Origin of the sequence: Paracoccus actinidiae, from assembly GCF_030863885.1 — a bacterium.
GTDB classification, from domain to species: Bacteria; Pseudomonadota; Alphaproteobacteria; order Rhodobacterales; family Rhodobacteraceae; genus Paracoccus; species Paracoccus everestensis.
This window is the reverse complement of the sequence record NZ_CP132956.1, coordinates 3,308,298-3,330,708: the sequence shown is the minus strand read 5'-3', so window position 1 is coordinate 3,330,708 and position 22,411 is coordinate 3,308,298. Positions and strand designations below refer to the sequence as shown.

Annotated in this window: 24 protein-coding genes, 1 tRNA gene and 1 pseudogene; 16 read left to right on the top strand and 10 right to left on the bottom strand. The window is 62.6% G+C overall.

What is annotated here, in order from left to right; all coding sequences use genetic code 11:
* Positions 1–26: 26 nt before the first annotated feature.
* The 15 genes and pseudogenes from Q5701_RS16610 to Q5701_RS16540 all read left to right on the top strand — a co-directional run bounded on the left by Q5701_RS16610 (position 27) and on the right by Q5701_RS16540 (position 13,399).
* Positions 27–764: a YNQ4 family lipoprotein gene (locus tag Q5701_RS16610; RefSeq protein WP_306752105.1), complete on the top strand. Its 738-nt coding sequence runs from the start codon at positions 27–29 to the stop codon at positions 762–764.
* Between the two features lie 19 nt (positions 765–783).
* The gene (nuoH, locus tag Q5701_RS16605) at positions 784–1,815 is read left to right on the top strand and encodes an NADH-quinone oxidoreductase subunit NuoH (protein WP_234855439.1); all 1,032 of its coding nucleotides are present in this window, start codon (positions 784–786) and stop codon (positions 1,813–1,815) included.
* A gap of 3 nt (positions 1,816–1,818) precedes the next feature.
* The gene (locus Q5701_RS16600; RefSeq protein WP_306752104.1) at positions 1,819–2,004 is read left to right on the top strand and encodes a hypothetical protein; all 186 of its coding nucleotides are present in this window, start codon (positions 1,819–1,821) and stop codon (positions 2,002–2,004) included.
* Positions 2,004–2,495 (top strand): NADH-quinone oxidoreductase subunit NuoI, encoded by a 492-nt coding sequence (gene nuoI / locus Q5701_RS16595; RefSeq protein ID WP_234855441.1) that lies wholly within the window; start codon positions 2,004–2,006, stop codon positions 2,493–2,495. The genes Q5701_RS16600 and nuoI overlap by 1 nt, the downstream gene beginning before the upstream one ends.
* Positions 2,492–2,905: a carboxymuconolactone decarboxylase family protein gene (locus Q5701_RS16590; RefSeq protein ID WP_234855442.1), complete on the top strand. Its 414-nt coding sequence runs from the start codon at positions 2,492–2,494 to the stop codon at positions 2,903–2,905. Before nuoI ends, Q5701_RS16590 begins: the two co-directional genes overlap by 4 nt.
* Positions 2,902–3,504, top strand: a complete 603-nt coding sequence (locus Q5701_RS16585; RefSeq protein WP_234855443.1) for an NADH-quinone oxidoreductase subunit J — start codon at positions 2,902–2,904, stop codon at positions 3,502–3,504. The genes Q5701_RS16590 and Q5701_RS16585 overlap by 4 nt, the downstream gene beginning before the upstream one ends.
* 62 nt (positions 3,505–3,566) lie before the next feature.
* Positions 3,567–3,872: an NADH-quinone oxidoreductase subunit NuoK gene (gene nuoK, locus Q5701_RS16580; protein WP_234855444.1), complete on the top strand. Its 306-nt coding sequence runs from the start codon at positions 3,567–3,569 to the stop codon at positions 3,870–3,872.
* A 6-nt stretch (positions 3,873–3,878) separates the two neighbouring features.
* Positions 3,879–6,107, top strand: coding sequence for an NADH-quinone oxidoreductase subunit L (nuoL, locus tag Q5701_RS16575; RefSeq protein ID WP_306752103.1), 2,229 nt, complete (start codon positions 3,879–3,881; stop codon positions 6,105–6,107).
* Position 6,108: 1 nt separating this feature from the next.
* A pseudogene (locus tag Q5701_RS16570) lies at positions 6,109–7,762 on the top strand (NADH-quinone oxidoreductase subunit M).
* A 10-nt stretch (positions 7,763–7,772) separates the two neighbouring features.
* Positions 7,773–9,272, top strand: a complete 1,500-nt coding sequence (gene nuoN, locus Q5701_RS16565) for an NADH-quinone oxidoreductase subunit NuoN (protein WP_306752102.1) — start codon at positions 7,773–7,775, stop codon at positions 9,270–9,272.
* A 1-nt stretch (position 9,273) separates the two neighbouring features.
* On the top strand, positions 9,274–10,038 hold the full coding sequence (locus tag Q5701_RS16560; RefSeq protein WP_306752101.1) for a biotin--[acetyl-CoA-carboxylase] ligase: 765 nt from the start codon (positions 9,274–9,276) through the stop codon (positions 10,036–10,038).
* A 1-nt stretch (position 10,039) separates the two neighbouring features.
* Positions 10,040–10,819, top strand: coding sequence for a type III pantothenate kinase (locus Q5701_RS16555; RefSeq protein WP_306752100.1), 780 nt, complete (start codon positions 10,040–10,042; stop codon positions 10,817–10,819).
* Positions 10,812–12,488 carry a ribonuclease J gene (locus tag Q5701_RS16550; protein WP_306752099.1) on the top strand — a complete coding sequence of 559 codons (1,677 nt, stop codon included), beginning with the start codon at positions 10,812–10,814 and terminating at the stop codon, positions 12,486–12,488. Before Q5701_RS16555 ends, Q5701_RS16550 begins: the two co-directional genes overlap by 8 nt.
* A 51-nt stretch (positions 12,489–12,539) precedes the next feature.
* Complete coding sequence (gene trmB / locus Q5701_RS16545; RefSeq protein ID WP_306752098.1) at positions 12,540–13,256, top strand: tRNA (guanine(46)-N(7))-methyltransferase TrmB; 717 nt, start codon at positions 12,540–12,542, stop codon at positions 13,254–13,256.
* A 55-nt stretch (positions 13,257–13,311) separates the two neighbouring features.
* Positions 13,312–13,399: transfer RNA gene (locus Q5701_RS16540), tRNA-Ser, on the top strand.
* Positions 13,400–13,538: 139 nt separating this feature from the next.
* Here Q5701_RS16540 and Q5701_RS16535 read toward each other — a convergent pair.
* On the bottom strand, positions 13,539–13,937 hold the full coding sequence (locus Q5701_RS16535) for a hypothetical protein (protein WP_306752097.1): 399 nt from the start codon (positions 13,935–13,937) through the stop codon (positions 13,539–13,541).
* Positions 13,938–14,209: 272 nt separating this feature from the next.
* Here Q5701_RS16535 and Q5701_RS16530 point away from each other — a divergent pair, with 272 nt between their 5' ends.
* Positions 14,210–14,647, top strand: a complete 438-nt coding sequence (locus Q5701_RS16530) for a hypothetical protein (RefSeq protein WP_306752096.1) — start codon at positions 14,210–14,212, stop codon at positions 14,645–14,647.
* 1,086 nt (positions 14,648–15,733) lie between these two features.
* On the opposite strand, the gene Q5701_RS16525 is transcribed toward Q5701_RS16530, so the two are convergent.
* From Q5701_RS16525 to Q5701_RS16485, 9 genes are read right to left on the bottom strand one after another with little or no spacing between them, the layout of a single operon-like run.
* On the bottom strand, positions 15,734–16,258 hold the full coding sequence (locus Q5701_RS16525; protein ID WP_306752095.1) for a hypothetical protein: 525 nt from the start codon (positions 16,256–16,258) through the stop codon (positions 15,734–15,736).
* The gene (locus tag Q5701_RS16520; RefSeq protein ID WP_306752094.1) at positions 16,255–16,611 is read right to left on the bottom strand and encodes a phage tail assembly chaperone; all 357 of its coding nucleotides are present in this window, start codon (positions 16,609–16,611) and stop codon (positions 16,255–16,257) included. The genes Q5701_RS16525 and Q5701_RS16520 overlap by 4 nt, the downstream gene beginning before the upstream one ends.
* A complete protein-coding gene (locus Q5701_RS16515; RefSeq protein WP_306752093.1) occupies positions 16,611–18,860 on the bottom strand; it encodes a tape measure protein in 2,250 nt (749 codons plus the stop codon). The genes Q5701_RS16520 and Q5701_RS16515 overlap by 1 nt, the downstream gene beginning before the upstream one ends.
* Before the next feature lie 9 nt (positions 18,861–18,869).
* A complete protein-coding gene (locus Q5701_RS16510; protein ID WP_306752092.1) occupies positions 18,870–20,465 on the bottom strand; it encodes a terminase large subunit in 1,596 nt (531 codons plus the stop codon).
* Positions 20,458–20,838 (bottom strand): phage terminase small subunit P27 family, encoded by a 381-nt coding sequence (locus tag Q5701_RS16505; protein WP_306752091.1) that lies wholly within the window; start codon positions 20,836–20,838, stop codon positions 20,458–20,460. Before Q5701_RS16505 ends, Q5701_RS16510 begins: the two co-directional genes overlap by 8 nt.
* Positions 20,835–21,155 carry a phage head closure protein gene (locus tag Q5701_RS16500; protein ID WP_306752090.1) on the bottom strand — a complete coding sequence of 107 codons (321 nt, stop codon included), beginning with the start codon at positions 21,153–21,155 and terminating at the stop codon, positions 20,835–20,837. Before Q5701_RS16500 ends, Q5701_RS16505 begins: the two co-directional genes overlap by 4 nt.
* Complete coding sequence (locus Q5701_RS16495; protein WP_306752089.1) at positions 21,152–21,571, bottom strand: DUF3168 domain-containing protein; 420 nt, start codon at positions 21,569–21,571, stop codon at positions 21,152–21,154. The genes Q5701_RS16500 and Q5701_RS16495 overlap by 4 nt, the downstream gene beginning before the upstream one ends.
* Positions 21,568–21,939, bottom strand: coding sequence for an HK97-gp10 family putative phage morphogenesis protein (locus Q5701_RS16490; protein ID WP_306755433.1), 372 nt, complete (start codon positions 21,937–21,939; stop codon positions 21,568–21,570). The genes Q5701_RS16495 and Q5701_RS16490 overlap by 4 nt, the downstream gene beginning before the upstream one ends.
* A complete protein-coding gene (locus Q5701_RS16485; RefSeq protein ID WP_306755517.1) occupies positions 21,891–22,175 on the bottom strand; it encodes a hypothetical protein in 285 nt (94 codons plus the stop codon). The genes Q5701_RS16490 and Q5701_RS16485 overlap by 49 nt, the downstream gene beginning before the upstream one ends.
* Between the last annotated feature and the right edge of the window lie 236 nt (positions 22,176–22,411).

Below are 22,411 nucleotides of genomic sequence, written 5' to 3'. Positions count from 1 at the left end.
GGCAAGCCACCTGCCAGCCCCGGTTCATGATCGCAGCCCTTGCCGGTGCTGCGATCCTGTCGGGCTGCACGGGGGATGCAGACGAGGCCCGGCCCAAGCCCAAGCCCGAGACGATGACCGCCAGGGTCGCCACGCCCGGCGCCGCCGATGGCAAGGCCCCCCTGACGCTGGCCCGGATTTCGACCAAATCGGGCGAGATCCTGATCCTGGAACCCGATGGCAGCGTCACGACCATGGCGCTTGACAGTCCCGAAGGGCAGGACGCATTCGCCGTGTCCGAGGCCGATCTGATGGCGCTGAACGCCAACCTGGATCTGAACCTGGGCGGGATGGTCGCGGCCGATCTGCCGCCCCGCCAGACCGCGCAGGACAAGGCGCTCGAGGATTTTGCCGCCCGCACCCAGCCCGCGCTGCCTGCCTGGGCCGAGGGAACCGAGATCGTCCCAGAGGATTTTTTAGGCACCAGGGTGGCGTCGCTGGATCCCAACGGATCGTCCGATCTGGTGGAAGTCACGGCGAAGTTGCGCGAAGGGGTAGACGCCGATATCGCCTTCTCGTATGCCACCTGCGCATTGGCCGGCTGGGCCATGCAGAATGGCGAGGCATATGGCCGCCATGTGCGCACGCTGCAAGACACACGCGACGGCAAGCTGACGATCAGGGCCGCGTTCACGCTGTCGGATCAAAAGCCGATGGGCCTGCGGGTGATGGAAACGGAAGACACCTTGCGCGAATGCAAGGCACGCGGCATTCCCGCAGCGTGAAAAGGATAGGGACGGGCGCATGGCCGAATTCTGGGCTTCCTCTCTGGGCATAACTGTTATCCTGCTGGCGCAGGGTCTGGCGGTCATTGCCTTTGTCATGCTGTCGCTGATCTTTCTGGTCTATGGCGACCGCAAGATCTGGGCCGCCGTGCAGATGCGGCGCGGCCCGAACGTGGTCGGTCCCTGGGGCCTGCTGCAGACCTTCGCCGACGCGCTGAAATACGTCCTGAAGGAAATCGTCATTCCTGCCGGGGCGGACAAGTTCGTCTTCTTCCTGGCGCCGTTCCTGTCTATGACCCTGGCCCTGCTGGCCTTCGTGGCGATCCCCTTCGCGCCCGGCTGGGTGATGGCCGACATCAACGTGGGCATCCTGTTCATCTTCGCCGTCTCCTCGCTCGAGGTGTATGGCGTGATCATGGGCGGCTGGGCCTCGAACTCGAAATACCCGTTCCTGTCGTCGCTGCGCGCGGCCGCGCAGATGATCAGCTATGAGGTCAGCCTGGGCCTGATCATCATCGGCGTCATCATCTCGACCGGGTCGATGAACATCAGCGCCATTGTCGAGGCGCAATCGGGCGCGGGGCTGCTGTCCTGGTACTGGCTGCCGCATTTCCCGATGCTGGTGCTGTTCTTCATCAGCGCCCTGGCCGAAACGAACCGCCCGCCCTTCGACCTGGCCGAGGCTGAATCCGAACTGGTCGCGGGTTTCATGGTCGAATATTCCTCCACGCCCTATCTGCTGTTCATGGCGGGCGAATACATCGCCATCTGGCTGATGTGCGCGCTGATCAGCCTGCTGTTCTTCGGGGGCTGGCTGTCGCCCATCCCCGGCATTCCCGACGGCGCGATCTGGATGTTCCTGAAGATGGTCTTCTGGTTTTGGATGTTCGCCATGGTGAAGGCCATTGTCCCGCGGTATCGCTATGACCAGTTGATGCGCATCGGTTGGAAGGTGTTCCTGCCGCTGTCGCTGGGTTGGGTCGTGCTGATCGCCTTCCTGGCGCGCTATGAAGTGTTCGGTTCGTTCTGGGCACGCTGGGCGGGGGCATAAGGCATGGCTTATTCGAACAGGATCGCCGAAATGCTGGCAAATGCGTCGGAAACCGACAAGGTCGAGTTCGCGCATTTCCTGGCCAACAATCTGGATAGTGCCGAACAGTCCCGTGACGGCGCCAGGGTCCGCGAATACGTGGCGGCTTTCGACCGCTTCGCCGCGCCCAAGCAAGGGGAAGAACTCTGATGGCATTCGACATCGCCCGCGCCACCAAGTATTTTCTGATGGTGGATTTCCTGAAAGGCTTCGGCCTTGGGGTGAAGTATTTCTTCGCGCCCAAGCCGACCATCAACTATCCGCACGAAAAGGGCCCGCTGTCGCCACGCTTCCGCGGTGAACACGCCTTGCGCCGTTATCCCAATGGCGAGGAACGCTGCATCGCCTGCAAGCTGTGCGAGGCGATCTGCCCGGCCCAGGCGATCACCATCGATGCCGAGCCGCGCGAGGACGGCAGCCGCCGCACGACGCGTTACGACATCGACATGACCAAGTGCATCTATTGCGGCTTCTGTCAGGAAGCCTGCCCGGTCGATGCCATTGTCGAAGGACCGAACTTCGAATTCGCGACGGAAACGCGCGAGGAACTGTTCTACGACAAGCAGAAATTGCTGGACAACGGCGCCCGCTGGGAAGCCGAGATCGCCCGCAACCTGTCCATCGACGCGCCCTACAGATGAGCGACGCCTTCACCAAGCTGTTTCAGCAGATGATGCAGTCGGGCCAGGAAATGGCCCGTGCATTCAATCCTGGCATCGAGAATTTCGATCCCCGCACCTTCGAGAAGATGATCCCAACCATGCCGGCGGATATGCTGGAGATGTGGTTTGGCCGCACCTTCAACCGCGACGGGCTGGATGCCAAGACCCGCTTGCTGGTGACGATCGCCGCATTGACCGTTCAGGGCGCGCACGCCGAGCCGCAGCTGCGTCTGACCATCCGCCACGCCATCGAGGCAGGGGCGACCGTGCGCGAAGTGGCCGAGGTGATCTATCAGATGGGTATGTTCGGCGGCATCCCGGCGATGCAGAAGGCCTTGGAGATCGCCCAGGGCGTCTTCACCGAACATGAAGGGAAACAGACGGAATGATCACCTTCGCCTTTTATCTGTTCGCCATCTCGGTCTGCACGGCGGGCTTTATGGTGGTTCTATCCCGCAATCCCGTTCATTCGGTCCTGTGGCTGATCCTGGCCTTCATCTCGGCCGCCGGTCTGTTCGTGCTGCAAGGCGCGGAATTCGTGGCCATGCTGCTAGTCATCGTCTATGTCGGCGCGGTGGCGGTGTTGTTCCTGTTCGTCGTGATGATGCTGGACGTGGATTTTGCCCAGTTGAAGGGCGAGTTCGCCCGATACCTGCCGCTTGCCGGACTGATCGCGCTTGTGCTGCTGGCCCTGCTGACTATCGCCTTTGGCGGCTGGCAGATCTCGGATCAGGCCACGACGCTGCGGGCCGCGCCCATCCTCAACGAGGCGCAGAACACCAACGCCCTGGGCTCGATCCTGTATGACCGCTATCTGCTGCCGTTCCAGGTTGCGGGGCTGATCCTGCTGGTCGCCATGATCGGCGCGATCACCCTGACCATGCGCCACCGCCGCGACGTCAAGCGCCAGAACGTGCTGGAACAGATGTATCGCGATCCCGCCACGGCCATGGAACTGCGCGACGTGAAGCCGGGGCAGGGGCTGTAAAGGCCCGCCCGGACTGCGAACGAAGATATCAACGGGTAAACGGCCCGGAGGGACGAAAGACGATGATCGGATTGACACATTACCTTGTCGTGGGGGCGATACTGTTCGTCGCCGGGATCTTTGGCATCTTTGTGAACCGCAAGAACGTCATCGTCATCCTGATGTCGATCGAACTGATCCTGCTGTCGGTCAACATCAACTTCGTGGCCTTTTCGGCCCATCTGGGCGATCTGGCAGGGCAGGTCTTCACCATGTTCATCCTGACCGTCGCCGCGGCCGAGGCCGCGATTGGCCTGGCGATCCTGGTGGTGTTCTTCCGCAACCGCGGCTCGATCGCGGTTGAAGATGTCAACGTGATGAAGGGGTAAGCGATCATGGTGCAATTCATCCTGTTCGCGCCCCTGGTCGCCGCCCTGATCGCAGGGTTTGGCTGGCGCATCATCGGCGAAAAGGCCGCGCAGCTGCTGACCACGGGCGTGCTGTTCGTCGCCGCGCTGTTTTCATGGATCGTGTTCCTGGGCTTCGACGGCCAGACGCAGCATATCCCCGTCATGGACTGGATCGTGTCCGGCGATTTCAGCGCCGAATGGGCGATCCGCCTGGACCGGCTGACCGCGATCATGCTGATCGTGGTGACCACCGTCTCGGCGCTCGTCCATTTGTATTCGATGGGCTACATGGCCCATGACGACAACTGGACCCATGACGAACACTACAAGGCGCGGTTCTTCGCCTATCTGTCCTTCTTCACCTTTGCCATGCTGATGCTGGTGACGGCCGACAACCTGTTGCAGATGTTCTTCGGATGGGAGGGGGTCGGCGTCGCCTCGTATCTGCTGATTGGCTTCTATTACCGCAAGCCGTCGGCCAATGCCGCCGCGATCAAGGCGTTTGTCGTCAACCGGGTCGGTGACTTCGGCTTCCTGATGGGCATCTTCGGGCTGTGGTGGATGACCGGGTCGATCCAGTTCGATGCGATCTTTGCCCAGGTGGCCGACCTGTCCCAGGCCCAGATTCGGTTCCTGTGGACCGACTGGAACGCGGCGAACCTGCTGGCCTTCCTGTTGTTCGTCGGCGCCATGGGCAAGTCGGCGCAACTGTTCCTCCACACCTGGCTGCCTGACGCGATGGAAGGCCCGACCCCTGTGTCCGCCCTGATCCACGCCGCGACCATGGTGACGGCGGGTGTGTTCCTGGTCTGCCGGATGTCGCCGCTGTTCGAATTCGCGCCCGAAACCAAAATGTTCGTGGTCATCATCGGCGCCTCGACCGCATTCTTTGCGGCGACGGTGGGCCTGGTCCAGAACGACATCAAGCGCGTGATCGCCTATTCGACCTGTTCGCAGCTTGGCTATATGTTCGTGGCAGCAGGCGTGGGCGTTTATTCGGTGGCGATGTTCCACCTGTTCACGCACGCTTTCTTCAAGGCCATGCTGTTCCTGGGCGCGGGGTCGGTGATCCACGCGATGCACCACGAGCAGGATATGCGGAACTATGGCGGGCTGAGGAAAAAGATCCCCCTGACCTTTGCCGCAATGCTGATCGGCACGCTGGCCATCACCGGCGTGGGCATTCCCCTGACCCATATTGGCTTCGCGGGCTTCCTGTCCAAGGACGCCGTGATCGAAAGCGCCTATGCCTCCGGCGTGGGTTATGCCTTCTGGCTGCTGGTGATCGCCGCGCTGATGACCAGCTTCTATTCATGGCGGCTGATGTTCCTCACCTTCTGGGGCGCGCCGCGTCCACAAAAGGTCTGGGACGTCGAAATCAAGACCGAGGAAGAAGTGCAGCCCGTTCCGGGTCATGGCCACGGGCATGACGACCACCACCACGACCCCCTGCACGCCCATCACCACGCCCATGAAAGCCCGCCGGTCATGACCGTGCCGCTGGGCGTTCTGGCCCTGGGCGCGATCTTCGCGGGCATGATCTGGTATGGCGCGTTCTTCGGCGACAACGTGCAGCGGTTCTTCGGCCTGCCCGAAGCGGTCCATGAGCAGGCCGAGGGCGGCCATGGCGAGGCGCTTGACGGCGCCGTGGCTGAAGCGCCGCACGGAGAACCCGAGGGTGCCGCGACCCATGCCGCCGCCGGTGCCGCCAGCGATCCGTCCGAGGAAACGGCCGCCGACGGTCACGCCGCCCTTGCCGGTTACGAACAGGGTGCGATCTTCATGCGGTCGGACAACCATGTCATGCACGACGCGCATTCCGTCCCGACCTGGGTCAAGCTGTCGCCCTTCGTGGCGATGCTGATCGGGCTGGCCCTGGCCTGGCTGATGTATATCCGCTATCCCGCCGCGCCTGCGAAACTGGCGGCGCAGCAACCGGCGCTTTATCGGTTCCTGCTGAACAAGTGGTATTTCGACGAGATTTATCATTTTGTGTTCGTCCGCCCGGCGCTGTGGATCGGCCGCACCTTGTGGACGCGCGGCGATACAGCCGTTATCGACGGCGCCATTAACGGGATGGCCATGGGAATCATCCCGCGCCTGACCCGTTTTGCCGGGCGGGTGCAGTCCGGCTATCTGTTCCATTATGCCTTTGCGATGGTCCTGGGCATCGTGGGCTTGCTGATCTGGGTGATGATGCGGGGCGCCTACTGACATGACGAACCTTCTTTCGATCATCACCTTCCTGCCCATCGTGGCGGCAGGGATCCTGGCCCTGTTCCTGCGCGGCGACGACGAAGCCGCGCAGCGCAACGCCAAGTGGCTGGCGCTGATCGCCACCTCGGCGACCTTCCTGATTTCGTTGTTCGTGCTGTCGGGGTTTGATCCGTCGGATACCGGCTTCCAGTTCGTCGAGGATCATCCCTGGATCATGGGCCTGCGTTACCGGATGGGCGTGGACGGCATCTCGGTCCTGTTCGTGATGCTGACGACCTTCCTGATGCCGCTGACGATCCTGTCCACCTGGGATGTTAAGATCCGGGTCAAGGAATACATGATCGCCTTCCTGGTGCTGGAAGGGCTGATGATCGGCGTGTTTACCGCGCTCGACCTGATCCTGTTCTATCTGTTCTTCGAGGCCGGCCTGATCCCGATGTTTCTGATCATCGGCATCTGGGGCGGCGCGAACCGCATCTATGCGACGTTCAAGTTCTTCCTTTATACGTTCCTGGGATCCGTGCTGATGCTGGTCGCGATGATCGCGATGGCGCGCATGGCGGGCACCACGAACATTGCGGAACTGCTGGCCTTCGACTTCTCGTCGGAAACCATGCAGGTGCTTGGCATCACCGTGGTGGGCGGGGTGCAGACGCTGTTGTTCCTGGCATTCTTTGCCAGCTTCGCGGTGAAGATGCCGATGTGGCCGGTCCATACCTGGCTGCCAGATGCGCACGTCCAGGCGCCGACCGCCGGGTCGGTGGTGCTGGCCGCCGTGCTGCTGAAGATGGGCGGATACGGGTTCCTGCGCTTCAGCCTGCCGATGTTCCCGGTCGCCAGCGACCTGTTGCAGCCGCTGGTCTTCTGGATGTCGGCGATCGCCATCGTCTATACCTCGCTTGTGGCCTTGGCGCAGACCGACATGAAGAAGCTGATCGCCTATTCGTCGGTGGCGCATATGGGCTATGTCACGATGGGGGTCTTTGCGGCCAACCAGCAGGGCCTGGACGGGGCGATCTTCCAGATGCTGTCGCACGGCTTCATCTCGGGCGCGCTGTTCCTGTGCGTCTGCGGCCAACCAGCAGGGCCTGGACGGGGCGATCTTCCAGATGCTGTCGCACGGCTTCATCTCGGGCGCGCTGTTCCTGTGCGTCGGCGTCATCTATGACCGGATGCACACGCGCGACATCGACGCCTATGGCGGGTTGGTCAACCGGATGCCGGTTTATGCCTTGGTGTTCCTGTTCTTCACGATGGCGAATGTCGGCTTGCCGGGAACCTCGGGCTTTGTGGGGGAATTCCTGACCCTGATAGGCACCTTCAAGGCAAATACCTGGGTGGCCTTCGTGGCCGCGACAGGGGTGATCCTGTCGGCGGGCTACGCGCTGTGGCTGTATCGCCGGGTGACGCTGGGTTCGCTGATCAAGGAAAGCCTGCGCACCATCACCGACATGACCCCGCGCGAGAAATGGATCTTCGCGCCCCTGGTCGCCATGACCCTGCTGCTGGGCGTTTACCCGCGCCTTGTCACCGACATCACCGGCCCTGCCGTTCAGGCGCTGCTGGTCAACTATCACGAGGCCCTGCCGCACGAGGCGCGCGACGGGCTGGCCGTGACCGCCCAGGCGGACGCGGCTGACGCCAGCCATTGAGGTAAGCACGATGACCGCGCTCGATTTCTCGACCATCCTGCCGGAGCTTGTGCTGGCGATCTTTGCCCTGGGGGCGCTGATGGCGGGGGCGTATTTTGGCAAGGATGCCCTTGCCCGTCCGATCCTGTGGGCCACGGTCACGGCCCTGCTGCTGGTCGGGCTGTATGTCGGCTTTGCCGACCGGCCATCGCAACTGGCATTCTTCGGGATGTTCACCGACGATGCCTTTGCCCGCTTTGCCAAGGTCACGATCCTGATTTCCGCGGCCGCCGTCCTGGCGATGAGCGCGGAATACATGGACCGCAACCAGCTGATGCGGTTCGAATTCCCGATCCTGATCGCCCTGGCCTCCATCGGGATGATGTTGATGGTTTCGGCCAGCGACCTTCTGATGCTGTACATGGGCCTGGAATTGCAGTCCCTTGCCCTTTACGTCGCCGCCGCCATGCGCCGCGACAGCGTGAAATCGTCCGAGGCGGGATTGAAGTATTTCGTCCTCGGCTCGCTGTCCTCGGGGATGCTGCTTTACGGCGCATCGCTGGTTTATGGTTTTTCCGGGACGACCAGCTTTGCAGGGATCGTGCAGACTGTGGTGGGCGGGCAATTGTCCATTGGCCTGCTGTTCGGCCTTGTGTTCCTGCTGGTCGGATTGGCCTTCAAGGTCTCGGCCGTGCCCTTCCATATGTGGACGCCGGACGTTTACGAAGGCGCGCCCACGCCTGTGACGGCCTTTTTCGCCACCGCGCCCAAGGTGGCCGCCATGGCGATGATCGCGCGGCTGATGTTCGATGCCTTCGGCAACGTGCCGGGCGACTGGGGCCAGATCATTGCAGCGCTTGCGGTCATGTCGATGTTCCTGGGATCCATCGCCGGGATCGGGCAACGCAACATCAAGCGGCTGATGGCCTATTCCTCCATCGCGCATATGGGCTTTGCCCTTGTGGGCCTGGCCGCCGGGACCGCCTATGGCGTTCAGACGATGCTGATTTACATGGCAATCTATGCCGTGATGAACGTGGGCAGCTTTGCCTTCATCCTGTCGATGGAACGCGACGGCCGCCCGATCACCGACCTGCAAAGCCTGAACCGCTTTGCCCAGGCCGAGCCGGTGAAGGCCTTTGCCGTCCTGTTTCTGATGTTCAGCCTGGCCGGCGTGCCGCCCTTCCTGGGGTTCTTCGCCAAATACGGCGTGCTGGGCGCGGCGGTGCAGGCGGACATGGCGTGGCTGGCGATCCTGGGGGTCATCGCATCCGTCATCGGCGCCTTCTATTACCTGCGCATCGTTTACTATATGTTCTTTGGTGCCGAAACCGAGGGCGTGGAAAGCCGCATGGGCGGGGTGCAGTATCTGGCCTTGGTGGTTCCGGCGGCAATGCTGCTGATCGGAGCGGTGTCGATGTGGGGCGTGGACACTGCCGCCGCGCGCGCGGCGGAATCGCTGGTCGGCACGCCGCTGATCGATGCGGGCCTTCTTCCCGATACCAGTGCCGTGGCCCCGGCCGTTGAATAACATGGCCGCAGTCCGCTGGCCCCCTGGCGTGGCGCGCCATGTCGTGGACCGCGTGGACAGCACCAATGCCGAGGCCATGCGCATGGCCCCCGGCCTGACCGGCCCAACCTGGGTCATGGCTCGCCAGCAAACGGCGGGGCGGGGACGCCGGGGCAGGGCCTGGACGGATCCTCCGGGCAATTTCGCGGCTTCGCTGGTTTTGCGGCCCCAGGGCGGGCCGGCGGATGCGGCGCGCCTGTCCTTTGTCGCGGCACTGGCTGTTCATGATGCCCTGCGCCAGCTTTGCGGGCCGCATCTGAACCTGTCGCTGAAATGGCCCAACGACGTGCTGCTGAACGGCGGCAAGCTGTCGGGCATCCTGCTGGAAAGCGTCGGATCGGGCGGAACTATCCACGCCCTGGTCATCGGCATTGGCGTGAACCTGGCGGCGGCGCCCGACATGGACCAGCTGGAATCCGGTGCCACCCGTCCTGTCAGCCTGCAAGGCGAAACCGGACTGACCGTCCTGCCCGACGATTTCCTGGCCGCCCTTGCCTTGGCCTTTGAAGAGTGGCACCGGCAGTTGCGCGATTACGGTTTTGCCCCCATCCGCAGCGCTTGGATGGCCCGTGCCGCGAAGATGGGCGAGACGATCACCGCCCGCACCGGCACGACCGAGGCCATCGGCCGCTTTGACGGCATCGACGAGACCGGCGCCCTGATCCTGACCGGATCGCAGGGACGGCAGGCGATTCCCGCCGCCGACATCTATTTCGCGGGGGCCTGAGGTGCTTCTGTGCATTGATACCGGAAACACGAACACCGTCTTTTCGATCTGGGATGGCACGAAATTCCTGGCTCATTGGCGCATCGCCACCGACCACCGGCGCACGGCGGACGAATATTTCGTGTGGCTGTCCACCTTGATCGCGGGGCAGAAGTTCGCCCTGGACATCGACGCCTGCATCATCAGCTCGACCGCGCCGCGCGTGGTGTTCAACCTGCGTGTGCTGTGCAACCGGTATTTCGATACGCGTCCGCTGGTGGTGGGAAAGCCCGATTGCCTGTTGCCCATGGTCCCGCGCGTGGACAGCGGCACCGTGGTCGGCCCGGACCGGCTGGTCAACACGGTTGCCGCCTTTGACCAGCACGGACCCGATCTGATCGTGGTGGATTTCGGCACGGCCACGACCTTCGACGTGGTGGATGTGGACGGCGCGTATATCGGCGGCGTGATCGCGCCGGGGGTGAACCTGTCGCTGGAAGCCCTGCACATGGGCGCGGCCAGCCTGCCTCATGTCGATGTGACCATGCCCGCCCGCGTGATCGGCACCAATACGGTCGCCTGCATCCAGTCGGGGATCTTCTGGGGCTATATCGGGTTGGTTGACGGGGTCGTGCGCCAGATCCGGGCGGAACGCGATCGCCCGATGAAGGTCATTGCCACCGGGGGCCTTGCGCCGCTGTTCGATCAGGGATTTGACCTGTTCGACGCAATCGAAGACGATCTGACGATGCACGGGCTGCGGCTCATTCACGATTACAACAAGGAGATGGGCAATGGCTGACCGCTTGATCTATCTGCCGCTGGGCGGCGCGGGCGAAATCGGCATGAATGCCTATGTCTATGGCTATGGGCAGCCGGGCCGCGAAAGGTTGATCCTGGTCGACCTGGGCGTCAGCTTCGGCGACATGGACAGCAGCCCCGGCATCGACCTGATCATGCCGGACCTGACCTGGCTGGAAAAGAACCGCGACCGGCTTGAAGCGATCTTTGTCACCCATGGGCACGAGGATCACCTTGGCGCCCTGGGGCATCTCTATGGCCGCCTGAACGTGCCGATCTATGCCCGCCAGTTCACCGGCACCCTGATCCGCATGAAGCTGGAGGAACAGGGCCATTCGCCCTCGGTCGTCAACATCACCGGCGCCCGCCCCGAGGTCACGCAGGTGGGCCCGTTCACCGTGCAGTTCGTGCCGGTCAGCCACTCGATCCCCGAAAGCGCGGCGCTGATCATCGACACGCCTGCGGGCCGGATCGTGCATACGGGCGACTTCAAGCTGGACGGCACCCCGGTCGTGGGCGATGCCTTCGACCCGATCCTGTGGCACGACATCGCAGCCGAGGGGCGGGGCATCAAGGTTCTGGCCTGCGACAGCACCAACATCTTTTCGACCCATCCCGGCCGGTCCGAGGCAGTGCTGGCCAATCCCATCCTGGAATGGGTGATGGCGCAAAAGAACATGGTGGTGGCCACGACCTTTGCCAGCAACATTGCCCGCCTGAAAACCCTGTCGGATGCCGCCATCGCCGGGGGACGCAAGGTCTGCCTGCTGGGCCGCGCCATGCGCAAGATGGTCGCGGTGGGCCTGGAAACCGGCATCCTGACCGATTTCCCCGACACGATCGGCCCCGAGGAAGCGGCCAGCCTGCCGCGCAACCAAGTCATGCTGCTGGCAACCGGATCGCAGGGCGAACGCCGCGCCGCCAGTGCGCAACTGTCGCGGGGACGCTATCTGGGCTTGATGCTGAAGGACGGCGACAGCTTCCTGTTCAGTTCCAAGACCATCCCTGGCAACGAAAAATCCGTCGGGCGCATCATGAACGCGCTGAGCGAACTGGGCGTCAATGTCTTCGACGCCGATGACGGGCTTTATCATGTGTCGGGCCATGCCAACCGCCCGGATATCGAGGCACTGCACGAGTTGCTGAAGCCCGAGATCGTGATTCCCATGCATGGCGAACATATCCATTTGCGCGAACACGTCCTGCTGGCGCGCAGCCGGGGCATTGCCGCCGAAATCTGCACCAACGGCACGATGATGGACCTGACGGGCGACGCCCCGCGCATCGTGGACCAAGTTGAAACCGGGCGGCTGTATCTGGACGGCACCGTGCTGATCGGCGCCATGGACGGCATCGTGCGCGACCGCATCCGCATGGCGTTGAACGGCCATGCCCTTGTCAGCGTGATCGTGGACGAGGATGACAACGTCCTGCCCGACGCCTGGGTTGAACTGATGGGCCTGCCTGGCCGCACCCGGGGCGGCAACGACCTGAGCAGCCATATCGAGGGCGAATTGTCCGAGTTTCTGGAGGGCGCAGATGCCCGCGTGGTCCGCGACGATGCCAAGATGGACGAGGCGATCCGCAAGATCACCCGCCAGGTCGCCATGGAGGAAATCGGCAAGAAGCCCGAGGTGACGGTCATCATCAGCCGCCTGATGGGGGAATAAGGCAAGGCCGGGGCCTTGACCCGGCCAGCCGGTCGGTGCAATCCCCCGGCCATGTCAGAAACGCCCAAACCCGCCTTCGATCCAAACCCGCCGCGCCGCAATTTTTATGGCAGGCGGCACGGCAAGACCCTGCGGCAAAGCCAGAAAGGCTATCTGTCCGAGGATCTGGGCGATCTGCGTCCGCGCAACATCACGGTGCAGGACAATCCCGAACGGCGACAGATCGATCCGACGGCGATCTTTGGCAACGGCCGCCCCCTGTGGCTCGAGGTGGGTTTCGGCGGCGGCGAACACATGGTCCACATGGCCGCCCGCTATCCCGGTATCGGCATCATCGGGTGCGAGCCCTTCATCAACGGCGTCGCCATGCTGCTGGGCAAGATTCGCGCCGCTGGGGTGACGAATGTCAGCGTCCATCCGGGCGATGCGCGCGACCTGATGGACGTGCTGCCCGACGCCTCGATCAGCCGGGCTTTCCTGAACTATCCCGATCCTTGGCCCAAGGCCCGCCATCACCGCCGTCGCTTCGTCACGCCGGAACACCTGATCCCCCTGGCCCGCGTGATGAAACCCGGCGCCGAGTTCCGGGTGGCGACCGACATCCCCGACTATATGCGCCAAACGCTGGAGGAGGTGCCGCAGGCTGGCTTTGATCTGGTGGCCGATACGCCTGTGGCCTGGGACGACTGGCTTAGCACGCGCTATGAACAAAAGGCGCTTCGCGAGGGGCGTGTGCCCCACTATGCCACCTTCCGCCGCAAGGGCTGAATGGACGCGAAAAAGCCCCTTGTCACGCCTTGTGCCCGCCCCTATACCGACCGGCGGAGTGGTGGCCGAGTGGTCGAAGGCACACCCCTGCTAAGGGTGCAGACGGCAACGTCTCGAGGGTTCGAATCCCTTCCACTCCGCCATTTTATCCTGTAAGTAATTGTTTTAACTGCGAAAAGCAGCCTGCGGGCTTTATTGTTCCCCCTGCGGTTCCCCCAAGTAAAAACGGAAGCTGCCGGAACTTGCGGGAAGCAACGCCCGACCAAAGCCGGGCGCTGATTGTCAGGCGGTCAACATTGTGCGAATTTCGGCCCAGAATTCAGGCTTGCTTTCAGGGCTGGGCAGTTCAAAGCCGCCACTATCGGTCCAAGCCAGAACCTTCGCCAGAACATCCTGCGCGTTTCTCGCAGGCTCTGCCATCATCCGATCCTCAACGTCCTGATAGCGCGTAAGCACTGCGTTGAATTCATAATCCGGCATGGATCTCGTATCGGGTCCGTTGATATAGGCGTTCCATGCCTCATGCTCCCGGAACACCCGCATGACTGGCGTTTCCGTCTGCGCCAGCGCAGGAACCGCCCCCACGACAGGGATGACAGCGACGGCAGGTAATGCCTTCAGCAGATTGCGGCGGCTGGTTTGTGCAGGCAAGCCGGGGGTGTTATGGCAATGATCAGCCATTCTCGATCTCCTCGCGATCGGGTTTCGGTTAGGGCCGGGTGGAAGGTAGGACTTCCGCTCGGCCTGTTTATCTGATAACAGATAGTCATGAGCGATGCAATACCTGTTAACAGAAATCCACGTGGCAGACCAAAGGTTGGTTCGACGCTGGTTGGCGTTCGTATAGAGCCAGACCTGCTGGCTTGGCTTGATATAGAGCGCGAGAAGCTTGATCCGGTGCCATCGAGGCCGGAAATGGTCAGACGATATCTTGAGAAGCAAAGAGATCAGTGATGGGCGCTCCGGTGGGTCCGCATCAACTTATTGGCGAGTTTCTCCAGCGTGCCCCGGACACGGTACGCGAGGTGCTTCTGACCCAAGTATGTCAGACCATGGAAATAGAATTTTGGTCCGCAGACTTCGACGTCGAAGAGTGGCTGAAAAACAAGATTGATACGGGCGACTTGGTGCGGAACATTGAAGCGGCAGTACACATCGCTTGTGCTACTGACTATGTGCTGGACCTCTCAAAAGGGAACATGTTCGAGTGGCACGCTAAGCTTCCGAACAAAAGTCAGCTACTGAACCACATGGCGCTCGCCGCCCCCCTGAAGGCCGCGCATTGGCAAAAGTTAAGCCAAGACTGGCAGGAACTTCGCGCAGACAAAGCATCGAATAGAGCACTCTTTCTTGAAGGCAACTGGGCACGAAGCCAGGACATCAGCCTATAGCAGGGCAACGCCGGGATCATATCGTCTCGGCACGATAAATTACGCAACGTCAGGGCAGCAGCGACAGAAGCTCATCCAGTGTCGGCCCAAAGACAACCAACGCAGCAACTGCCCAACAGGCTGCGATCAGTGCGACGATAGTTGACGGTTTTCGCAGCATGGTTGGGTTCCCGGGTGAGTTGGTAGCGCTGGCCTCGCCCTGCTTCGCAGCTAAGTGTTAAGACTTTATCAACACGACCAATGTCTCATTTGCACTCTCCTGCAAGTTGCGTTACCTCAACTTGCGGGCTACCCAGAAACGCAGCTAGAACTGCAAGCCCCCGGCGTCATGACACGCCGGGGGATACAACTTTGGTCTTGTCGTCTTGTTAAGAAGTGTTAACGTGACGCTGTTCATACCAGTGGACAGTGGTTCACGATTAACGCCCTGCCAGTCTTGGCAGGGCTTTTCGTTTTTCGCTGGAACACCTACCACAGTTCTTGGTTAATGGTTCCATGAAGGCAAAGCGCACAGTCCTTCATGGGAGGCCCTTACATCGGGCACGGTAGTAAGGGCCTTTCGTGTCTGGCTATGCCGCCATCGTCATCTGCTCCAGCATGGCATCAAGGCGAAAGCCACTGAGGGCAGGCAGCCGTCCAGCTTTGACTAGGCGCTTGTCCATGCCCAGCTTGCCTGCGCATGACCAGGAGCAGCATCGGGTTTCCGCGTGCGGTCGCGTGATCGTCACTCCGCACCATTGGCACGGGCGCGGCTGATGTATTCGCTTCGCCGTCTGGCAATAGCAGAGCCAGCTACAGTGCACTCGGTCTGAAGCGCCCCTAAACTCCTTTCCGCAATGCAGGCAGGTTTTTATCTGCGCACCCTTGTTGCAGTCCTGGCTGCAATAGATCGCCCGCATGTCCCGCATCATCGGGATAGGCCCGCCGCAGTTGGCGCAAGGAGGACGGTTTGCCCTCGCCTCCATGACGGCTTGCCTTTCCAGCGCCCGGTAGCCCTCCATATAGCATCGGCGGCTGCAGTATTCCCGGCTGATGCGGACACCATCGGGAAGCTTGGCACCGCAACGAACGCAGGTCTCATCCCACTCAATTTCCATATCTGCGCCTCGAAAGCTTGACGACTTTGTCATAGGCGGCGCCTTCGGCGGCACTCTTGACTGTGTCGAGAATGCGATGATGCGCTGAGGCACATAGATCGCTGCAGAACTTAAAATGCCCCTCAGGCAAATCTGCGGAACAGTTTGCACAGCGTGTCCGCTCGATCAGCGTTCCGGCATGGATCGCCCAGTCCGGCTGCCCCTCGTCCCATCCAGGCCGATTTGCATTCGCCCGCCTGAATGCGGTTGTCAGCAGTTCGCGCGCCATGTCGTCAGCGGGCTGCCAGCGCCACCCCTGCAGGCAGAGGTCGGAGCGGATGCCGTGACGCAGCGGACCCTCCAGCCCGAATAGGGATCCAGTGTCACCCGCCTCGAATGCCATCTTGATGACCTGAAAAAGCCGCGTCACCAAAGCATCAAAGCTTCCTTTCCCCAGCCTGCCGCGCCGGGCATCCTGTTCCTTCCGCGCCTGCTTGCGTTCCCATGCCTTGCTGTCGAACCGATGGTGTTTCATCCCAGCATCGCGTCCAGCAGCGCCGCGTTGATCGGGTGCTGCGACATGGGCGGCAGGGTTTTCACCCCCTCGGGTGCCTGCTTGTCGGTGCGATAGGCGTCCTTGATCCAGACGGCATCCAGAGCCATGATGATGTCGGCATGGCGCGGTTCGACAGGCACCCGCATCAGCTGCGACCACGCGGCCAAGGCTTCCCAGGTGATCGGGTTCGGGCCATGCGGGTTGTAGCTGCGGGCACGAGAGAGGGCGCCGAAGGCCTGCCACAGCGGCAGCCCGGCTTCGGGAATGGGGGTCTTGCCGCCGACGTTACGGGCTTTCAGGGCGGCGCAGAGTTGCTTCTTGAGGCGGTCCATCAGCGGCTCCTCTTGTTGTGGTTATCGAGGATTTCCGGGATCTGACGGGCAAACTGTTTGTTGTTCTGGTCCAGCATCTGCCGCATCCGAGCGAGGGTCTTTTCGTCGGCATTGCCTTCGACGGTCAGGTTCGTGACCGGTGCGAAGTTGATGGCAGGCGCGGTCGTTGTTCCCGTTGATCCTTGCCGTCCTGCCAGCAGGTTGCGGGTCTGATCCGCGTTCCAGATGCGCGACGGGCCGGTGGCTTCCAGTTCCGGACCTTTCTCGCCCACGATCCGCAAGCCGCCCAGGTGACTGCCGCCAGACGCAAAGCCGGGGACAAGCAGCCCGCCGATGCTGGAAGCCAGTCCGCCCATACCGGGCAGACCCATGATGCCGTTGATCATCTGCGTCTTGGCGATCTCCAGCAGCAGATCGGCAACGGCCTGCTTTGCCGATTTCGAGCCGTCGACAATCGAGCCGAACATATCGGACAAGGCATTCTTGCCCGCTTCGCTGCGTTCCTTGATGGCGTCCAGCTTTTCGGCTGCCCCTTCGGCCTCCAGCCCGGCCTGCACATAGGCATCGGCCAGCTTGTCGATCTCCGCTTCCAGTTCCGGGGTGATCTTCTTGCCCGCCTGCTGGGCCGCGTGCAGCAGTTCAGCCTTCTGGCGGGCGAACTCCAAGGCATCGCCATAGTCCGTGCCGGATGCCGCCACCGAGACCAGGACCGCCGCCTCGGTCTGCAAGGCTGCCGTGCGCTCGCGGATGGCTTTCACCTCCTTGGCATAGTCGTCCAGTTCCGCCTTCCGGGAACGGCCCCCACCGCCGCCCCTGGAGCGCCTGCCGCCGCCTCCACCGCCTGTCGTGCCACTTCCTCCGGCCGGAAAGTCCGCGATGCTGACAGGGGTGCTGCTGACGGGCACGGGGGGCGGGCTGTATGCGCTGATTGGGGATCCGCTGTCCGTGTTGTTGGTGACAACCTCTCCACCGGGGCGCAGCCCCTCGACATGGCGGGGCATGTTCGAGGCCTCGGCCCGAAGTGCCGCCAGCACAGAGCGCACCTCGTTCAGCCGGGCAATGGCTTCGGTGTTGTCGAAGCCAAGCGAGGTGTTGTTCTCGATCTGGGCCTGGAGGGCTTCGATGTCCTTTTCCAGAACGCCGATCTTCTGTTCGGCTTCTCGCACATCCGGGTTGATGATCTGCCCACCCTCGGCCAGGCCCATCACCTCGTTCAGGTCCGCAAAGGCCTGTGCGTTGGCCATCTGCCTGATCCAGGCTGCCGCATCCCCCTCGGCATCCCGGAAGGCTTGGGCAATGCTCTGGATGCGGGACACGAAGCCTGCTGTGTCGAAGCGGTCCATCCCATCGGCAAGATCGTTGAGCGTGCCGGACAAGCCAGCGGACGCGCCGGATGTCTTGTCGAACTCACCCACCACCGTCACGAGACTGTTGGCGATGCGCGTGAACGCCTGACCTACGGTGGATTGCGAGGCTTCGGCCTGCCCGCGCAGTTCCACGGACCCGGCCTCAAAGGCGCGGAAGAAGGCGCTGCTGGAGACCTCGCCATCGTTCACCAGCTTGCGCAGTTCGGCCACTGAGCCGTTGGCTTCCTTCAAGCCGCGCGCCACGGCCTGCGCAATCGTCGGGGTGCCTTCCAGGATGGAGTTGAATTCCTCGGCTCGGACAATGCCACCGCCCAGGCCCTGGCTCAGCTGCAGCAGGGCACCGCTGGCGGCAGTCGCATCGGTTCCCGCGACCTTGAGCGCAACGGCAATGCCATCGGTGAAGCGGATCAGGTCATCACTCGTAACGCCCAACTCCTTCTGGGTCAGGGACAGCTTCGAATAGAGATCGACCAGTGAACCGATGGGGGCAGAGTTGCGCTGTGCGGATCGGAACAACTGCTCATAGACACGCGACAGGTCTGCGCCCTCAAGGCCAGCCGTGCGCAGGGAGTTTTGCATCTGCGTGGCCGCATCCGCGATCTGGGTATATCGCTGGGTCAACTGCGCCACGGCACCAACGGAAAGCCCCGCGATGAAGGCCTTGCCGAATGCGCCGATCCGGGTGCTGGTCGCAGCCAGGGCCTGATTGATCCGGCTTGTCGAGCGGAGCATGTCCTGCTCCATCTGCCGGGTGGCCGACCGGGAATTGCGCTCCAGCCCTTGATAGGTCCGGGTGCCCCGGCTCTCGGCCTGGCGCATACGCTTCTCGAACTCCGAGATGCGGGCCTCCAGCATGACCACAAGGCGTTCGTCGGCGTTCATGCGCACCTCCTATGCGAGATAGAATTCATCGGTGAACCAGTCCTGACTGGTCGTCATCGCGCCCTCGTCTGCGGCGCAGCGGGCCACGGCCATTGCCGCCGCCACAGCCCCGTCGATCTTGTCGCGGCTCTTGCCCTTGTGGAACGTGCGGTTGCCTGCGGGGTCGGTGCGAACCTCGATGTTGGAGAAGTTCCAGCGAAGGACCGGATGCCCGCCATGCCGGAACCGCCGCCCGATGATGGCCCGTTCCAGTTCCTTGACCGCCGGGGCCATCGTCACCCAGCCTTGCCGCATCTCAACCGCCGGGAAGCCATCCTCCAGTAGGTTGTTCAGCATGTTGCGCGCCAGATGGGGGTCGAAGGCGATTTCCTGCACGTTGAACCGGGCGCAGAGTTCGCGCACCTGATCCTCGACCGCTCGGAAGTCCACGACATTGCCGGGCGTAGCGGTGATCTGCCCATCCTCGGCCCAGGCCGGATAGGGCACCTGTGCCAGTTCCTCGCGTCCGCGCAGGTTATCCTCGGGACAGAAGAACCAGGGCCAGACTTGAAAGCCATCCTGGCCGTCGCGCCAGCAGGCCACGACCACCGTCAGGTCGGAGTTGCTGGACAGGTCCACGCCCAGCCAACACGGCGCCTGCTTGGCCTCCAGGTCGTCCAGATCGACCAGCCCAGCGCCTTCGTCATAGACGGCCATTTCCACGAAGGGATCAGTGGCGTGATCCAGCCAGATGTTCAGGTTCAACTGCCGGAAGGCTTCGCGATCCCCGATCCGGCGCTGACCTTCCTTCGCAAGCTGTCGCAGGCCCTCGATGTCGGGATAGCCGTGCCGCAGACCAGGGTTTACACGGAACCAGATTTCCTCGTTGGTCCAGTCGCAATCTGCCGGGGCTTCGAACAGGACAGGCAGGATCGAGGCGTCGTCAACCTCGCCACGGGCCACGCGGCGCGCATCGTTCACGATGTCCCAGGCGATGTTCTCCTGCCCGCGTCCTGCCGTGGTGGCAACGACAAGCAGGCTGCCCGGTGTCTTGACCAGGCCGGAACGCAGCACGTCCCAGAGTTCCCGCTTCTTCCAGGCGTGCAACTCGTCAGCCAGCACGAAGACCGGGGTGCGGCCATGCTGGGTGCCTGCGTCGGCACTGATGGCCTCGCAGAAGCTGCGCTCCTTCGGGAAGGTGATGCGGTTGCGATAGTCCAGCGTGCGGATGTGGGGCGCGATCTTCGGATGCGCCGTCAGCAGCCCGCGCAGTTCTTCATAAGCGATGCGGGCCTGCTTGCGGTCGGAGGCGGAGGTGATGACCTCACCGCCCGGCACCCGTTCCGGGCCAACCGTGTGCAGGGCCTCAAGGGCGGCTGCGAGGCTGGTCTTGCGGTTCCCGCGTGGCACCAGGATCACCGCCGTCTTGACGATCCGCGTGCCGTCCTCGTGGCGCGGGCCATAGATGCGCCGCACGATCCGTTCCTGCCACAGATCAAGCTGGAAGGGCTTGCCGGACTTCGGATGGCGCAGCATCCGCAGGAACTTCACAGCCCGTTCACCGAAGCCCAGCGGGTCGGGGATGTCGCTCCCGTCATAGATCCAGTGCGGGAAGGTATCAGACATCGAGAGGATCCGGCTCGTTGTCGCCGTCCTCCCTGATCGCAGGACGGGACCGGCTGACAGGCGTGAGGCCAAGTTCGGCGGCAAGCTGACGCGCAGAAGCCATGGCCTTGTCCTGGAGGCGGGCCAGTTTCAGCATCACCTCGGGATCGCTTTCAGACTGGATCAGCGCCTCGGTATCGCGCACCCGGCCAATGCAGATGCAGTAGTTCTCCAGCCCGCCAAGGTCGGCATCGGTGAGGATGCGGCGCTTGGTCAGCACCGGCATCACCCGGTCCCATTCTTTGCGCGCTTCCTCGGACAGCCATTCAGGCGCAGCCAGATCAGCGGTCAGGGCATCAGCGTCCTGCTGCAGTGCTGGCTTGGTTCCCTTCATTCCGGGATCCTCACGCAGCGAAGTTCGGCACCCGTGCGCCGGCCAATGGTCGCCACGGATTTGATGTTGAAGGTATTGCCGCGCCAGATCAGGCGGTCGGCGTTGCTGATGCCGTCGAAGAAGCGGGTGCGGAAGATGACGACTTCCTCGTCGCTGGCACCGAAGTTGCGGATGTATTCGGTCGTTTCCTGTTCCACCTTCTCTGCCCGCAGAACAGCCAGCTTTGTCCACCCCTGCGTCGGAGTGCCGTCTGGATCAATGACAGTGCCGCTGGACCGCTCGATGCGGATTTCCTCGGTCAGTTTGCCTGCCTTCATGCCAGGGCCTCCACGATCAGGGCCTCGACCGTGACGACGCCATGCGAATGCTCGCCATCCGGGTCGCGGATGGTGCGGGTGGAGGATATGTGGAGATCGGCACAGTGATAGGGCGCAGCCATGACCAGCCGGGGGCCGAAGTTGATGGCCTGCCGGATCAAGCCGCAGATCGCCTTCACGCCTGCCAGAGAGGCTTCGCGCTTCCAGACATGGATGGTGTGATAGACGCGGGTATGGGTGCGCTTGAGGCTCGTTCCTTCATCGACCGCCTGGCTTTCGCCCAGAATGATCGAGGGCACCGGGGCGGGCCTCTGGTTCGTGTCCAAGACGTTCGAGGCGGGCACCAGGGCCATGAGTGCCGCCGTGGTGGTGAACCGGGCACGCAAGGCCTTTTGCACTTCAAGTTCGGCGCTCATTTGGCCTCCTTGATGGCCTTGCCGATGGCGCGCTTGATGCGGTCCAAGGCGCGCTTGCGGCCCATGCGGAAGCCCGGCCAGAAGAACGGCTGCGCCTCATGGTGCGAGGTGCCGAACTCTTGCAAATGGGGATAGCGCACATCGCTGTTGCCCACGGTGATTGCCGCCGTGTTCTCGGGCACCACCATGGCGCCTCCAGGCTGCGAATAGGGCGGGGTCGTTTGGCCGGGACCGGTGACGGCAATGCTGCCGATCAGGTCGCCCTCATCCTCGGGCGCAAGGCCTTCCATGATGTCGGCAATGTCATAGGCAGATTTCATCACAGCAGGCGCAACGGCCTTACGTGCAGCCTCCGGGATTGCCCGCATCCGCCTCTGGAAACTGGACAGGCCACCTGAGAACGGCGGTGAGAAACTAGTCCACGGAAGCGGCGGCATGGAGCTGCTGCGGGCGGCGTAAAAGTCGTCCACCTTTTCCCTTTCTGCGGCAGCAGGGAGGGCGCGAGGATTTTCAGCGGGTCATGAGCCTCGTATTCGGCGAGAACGCACGCAATACGAGCGTCGATGTCCTCATCGGGCGCATCGGGTTTTTGGATATCGGTCATGGGATGATCCTCCGGGAGAGACGGGATGACAGGACAGCCCGACGGCACACTCCTCTTTGTCCACCGGGCTTGTCCCATCTCACCCCAGTCTCGCCCTCTCCTTGCCGCAACGCCTCACGCCCGAGGCAAGGAGGCTCGAGGACACAGGATCAGGGTTATCGGCAGGTCGCTGGAAATACCGCCGGCATAGCCCCGTTATCGTTCAGGGCAATCTGCGTCGGTCGAATGTTGAACGA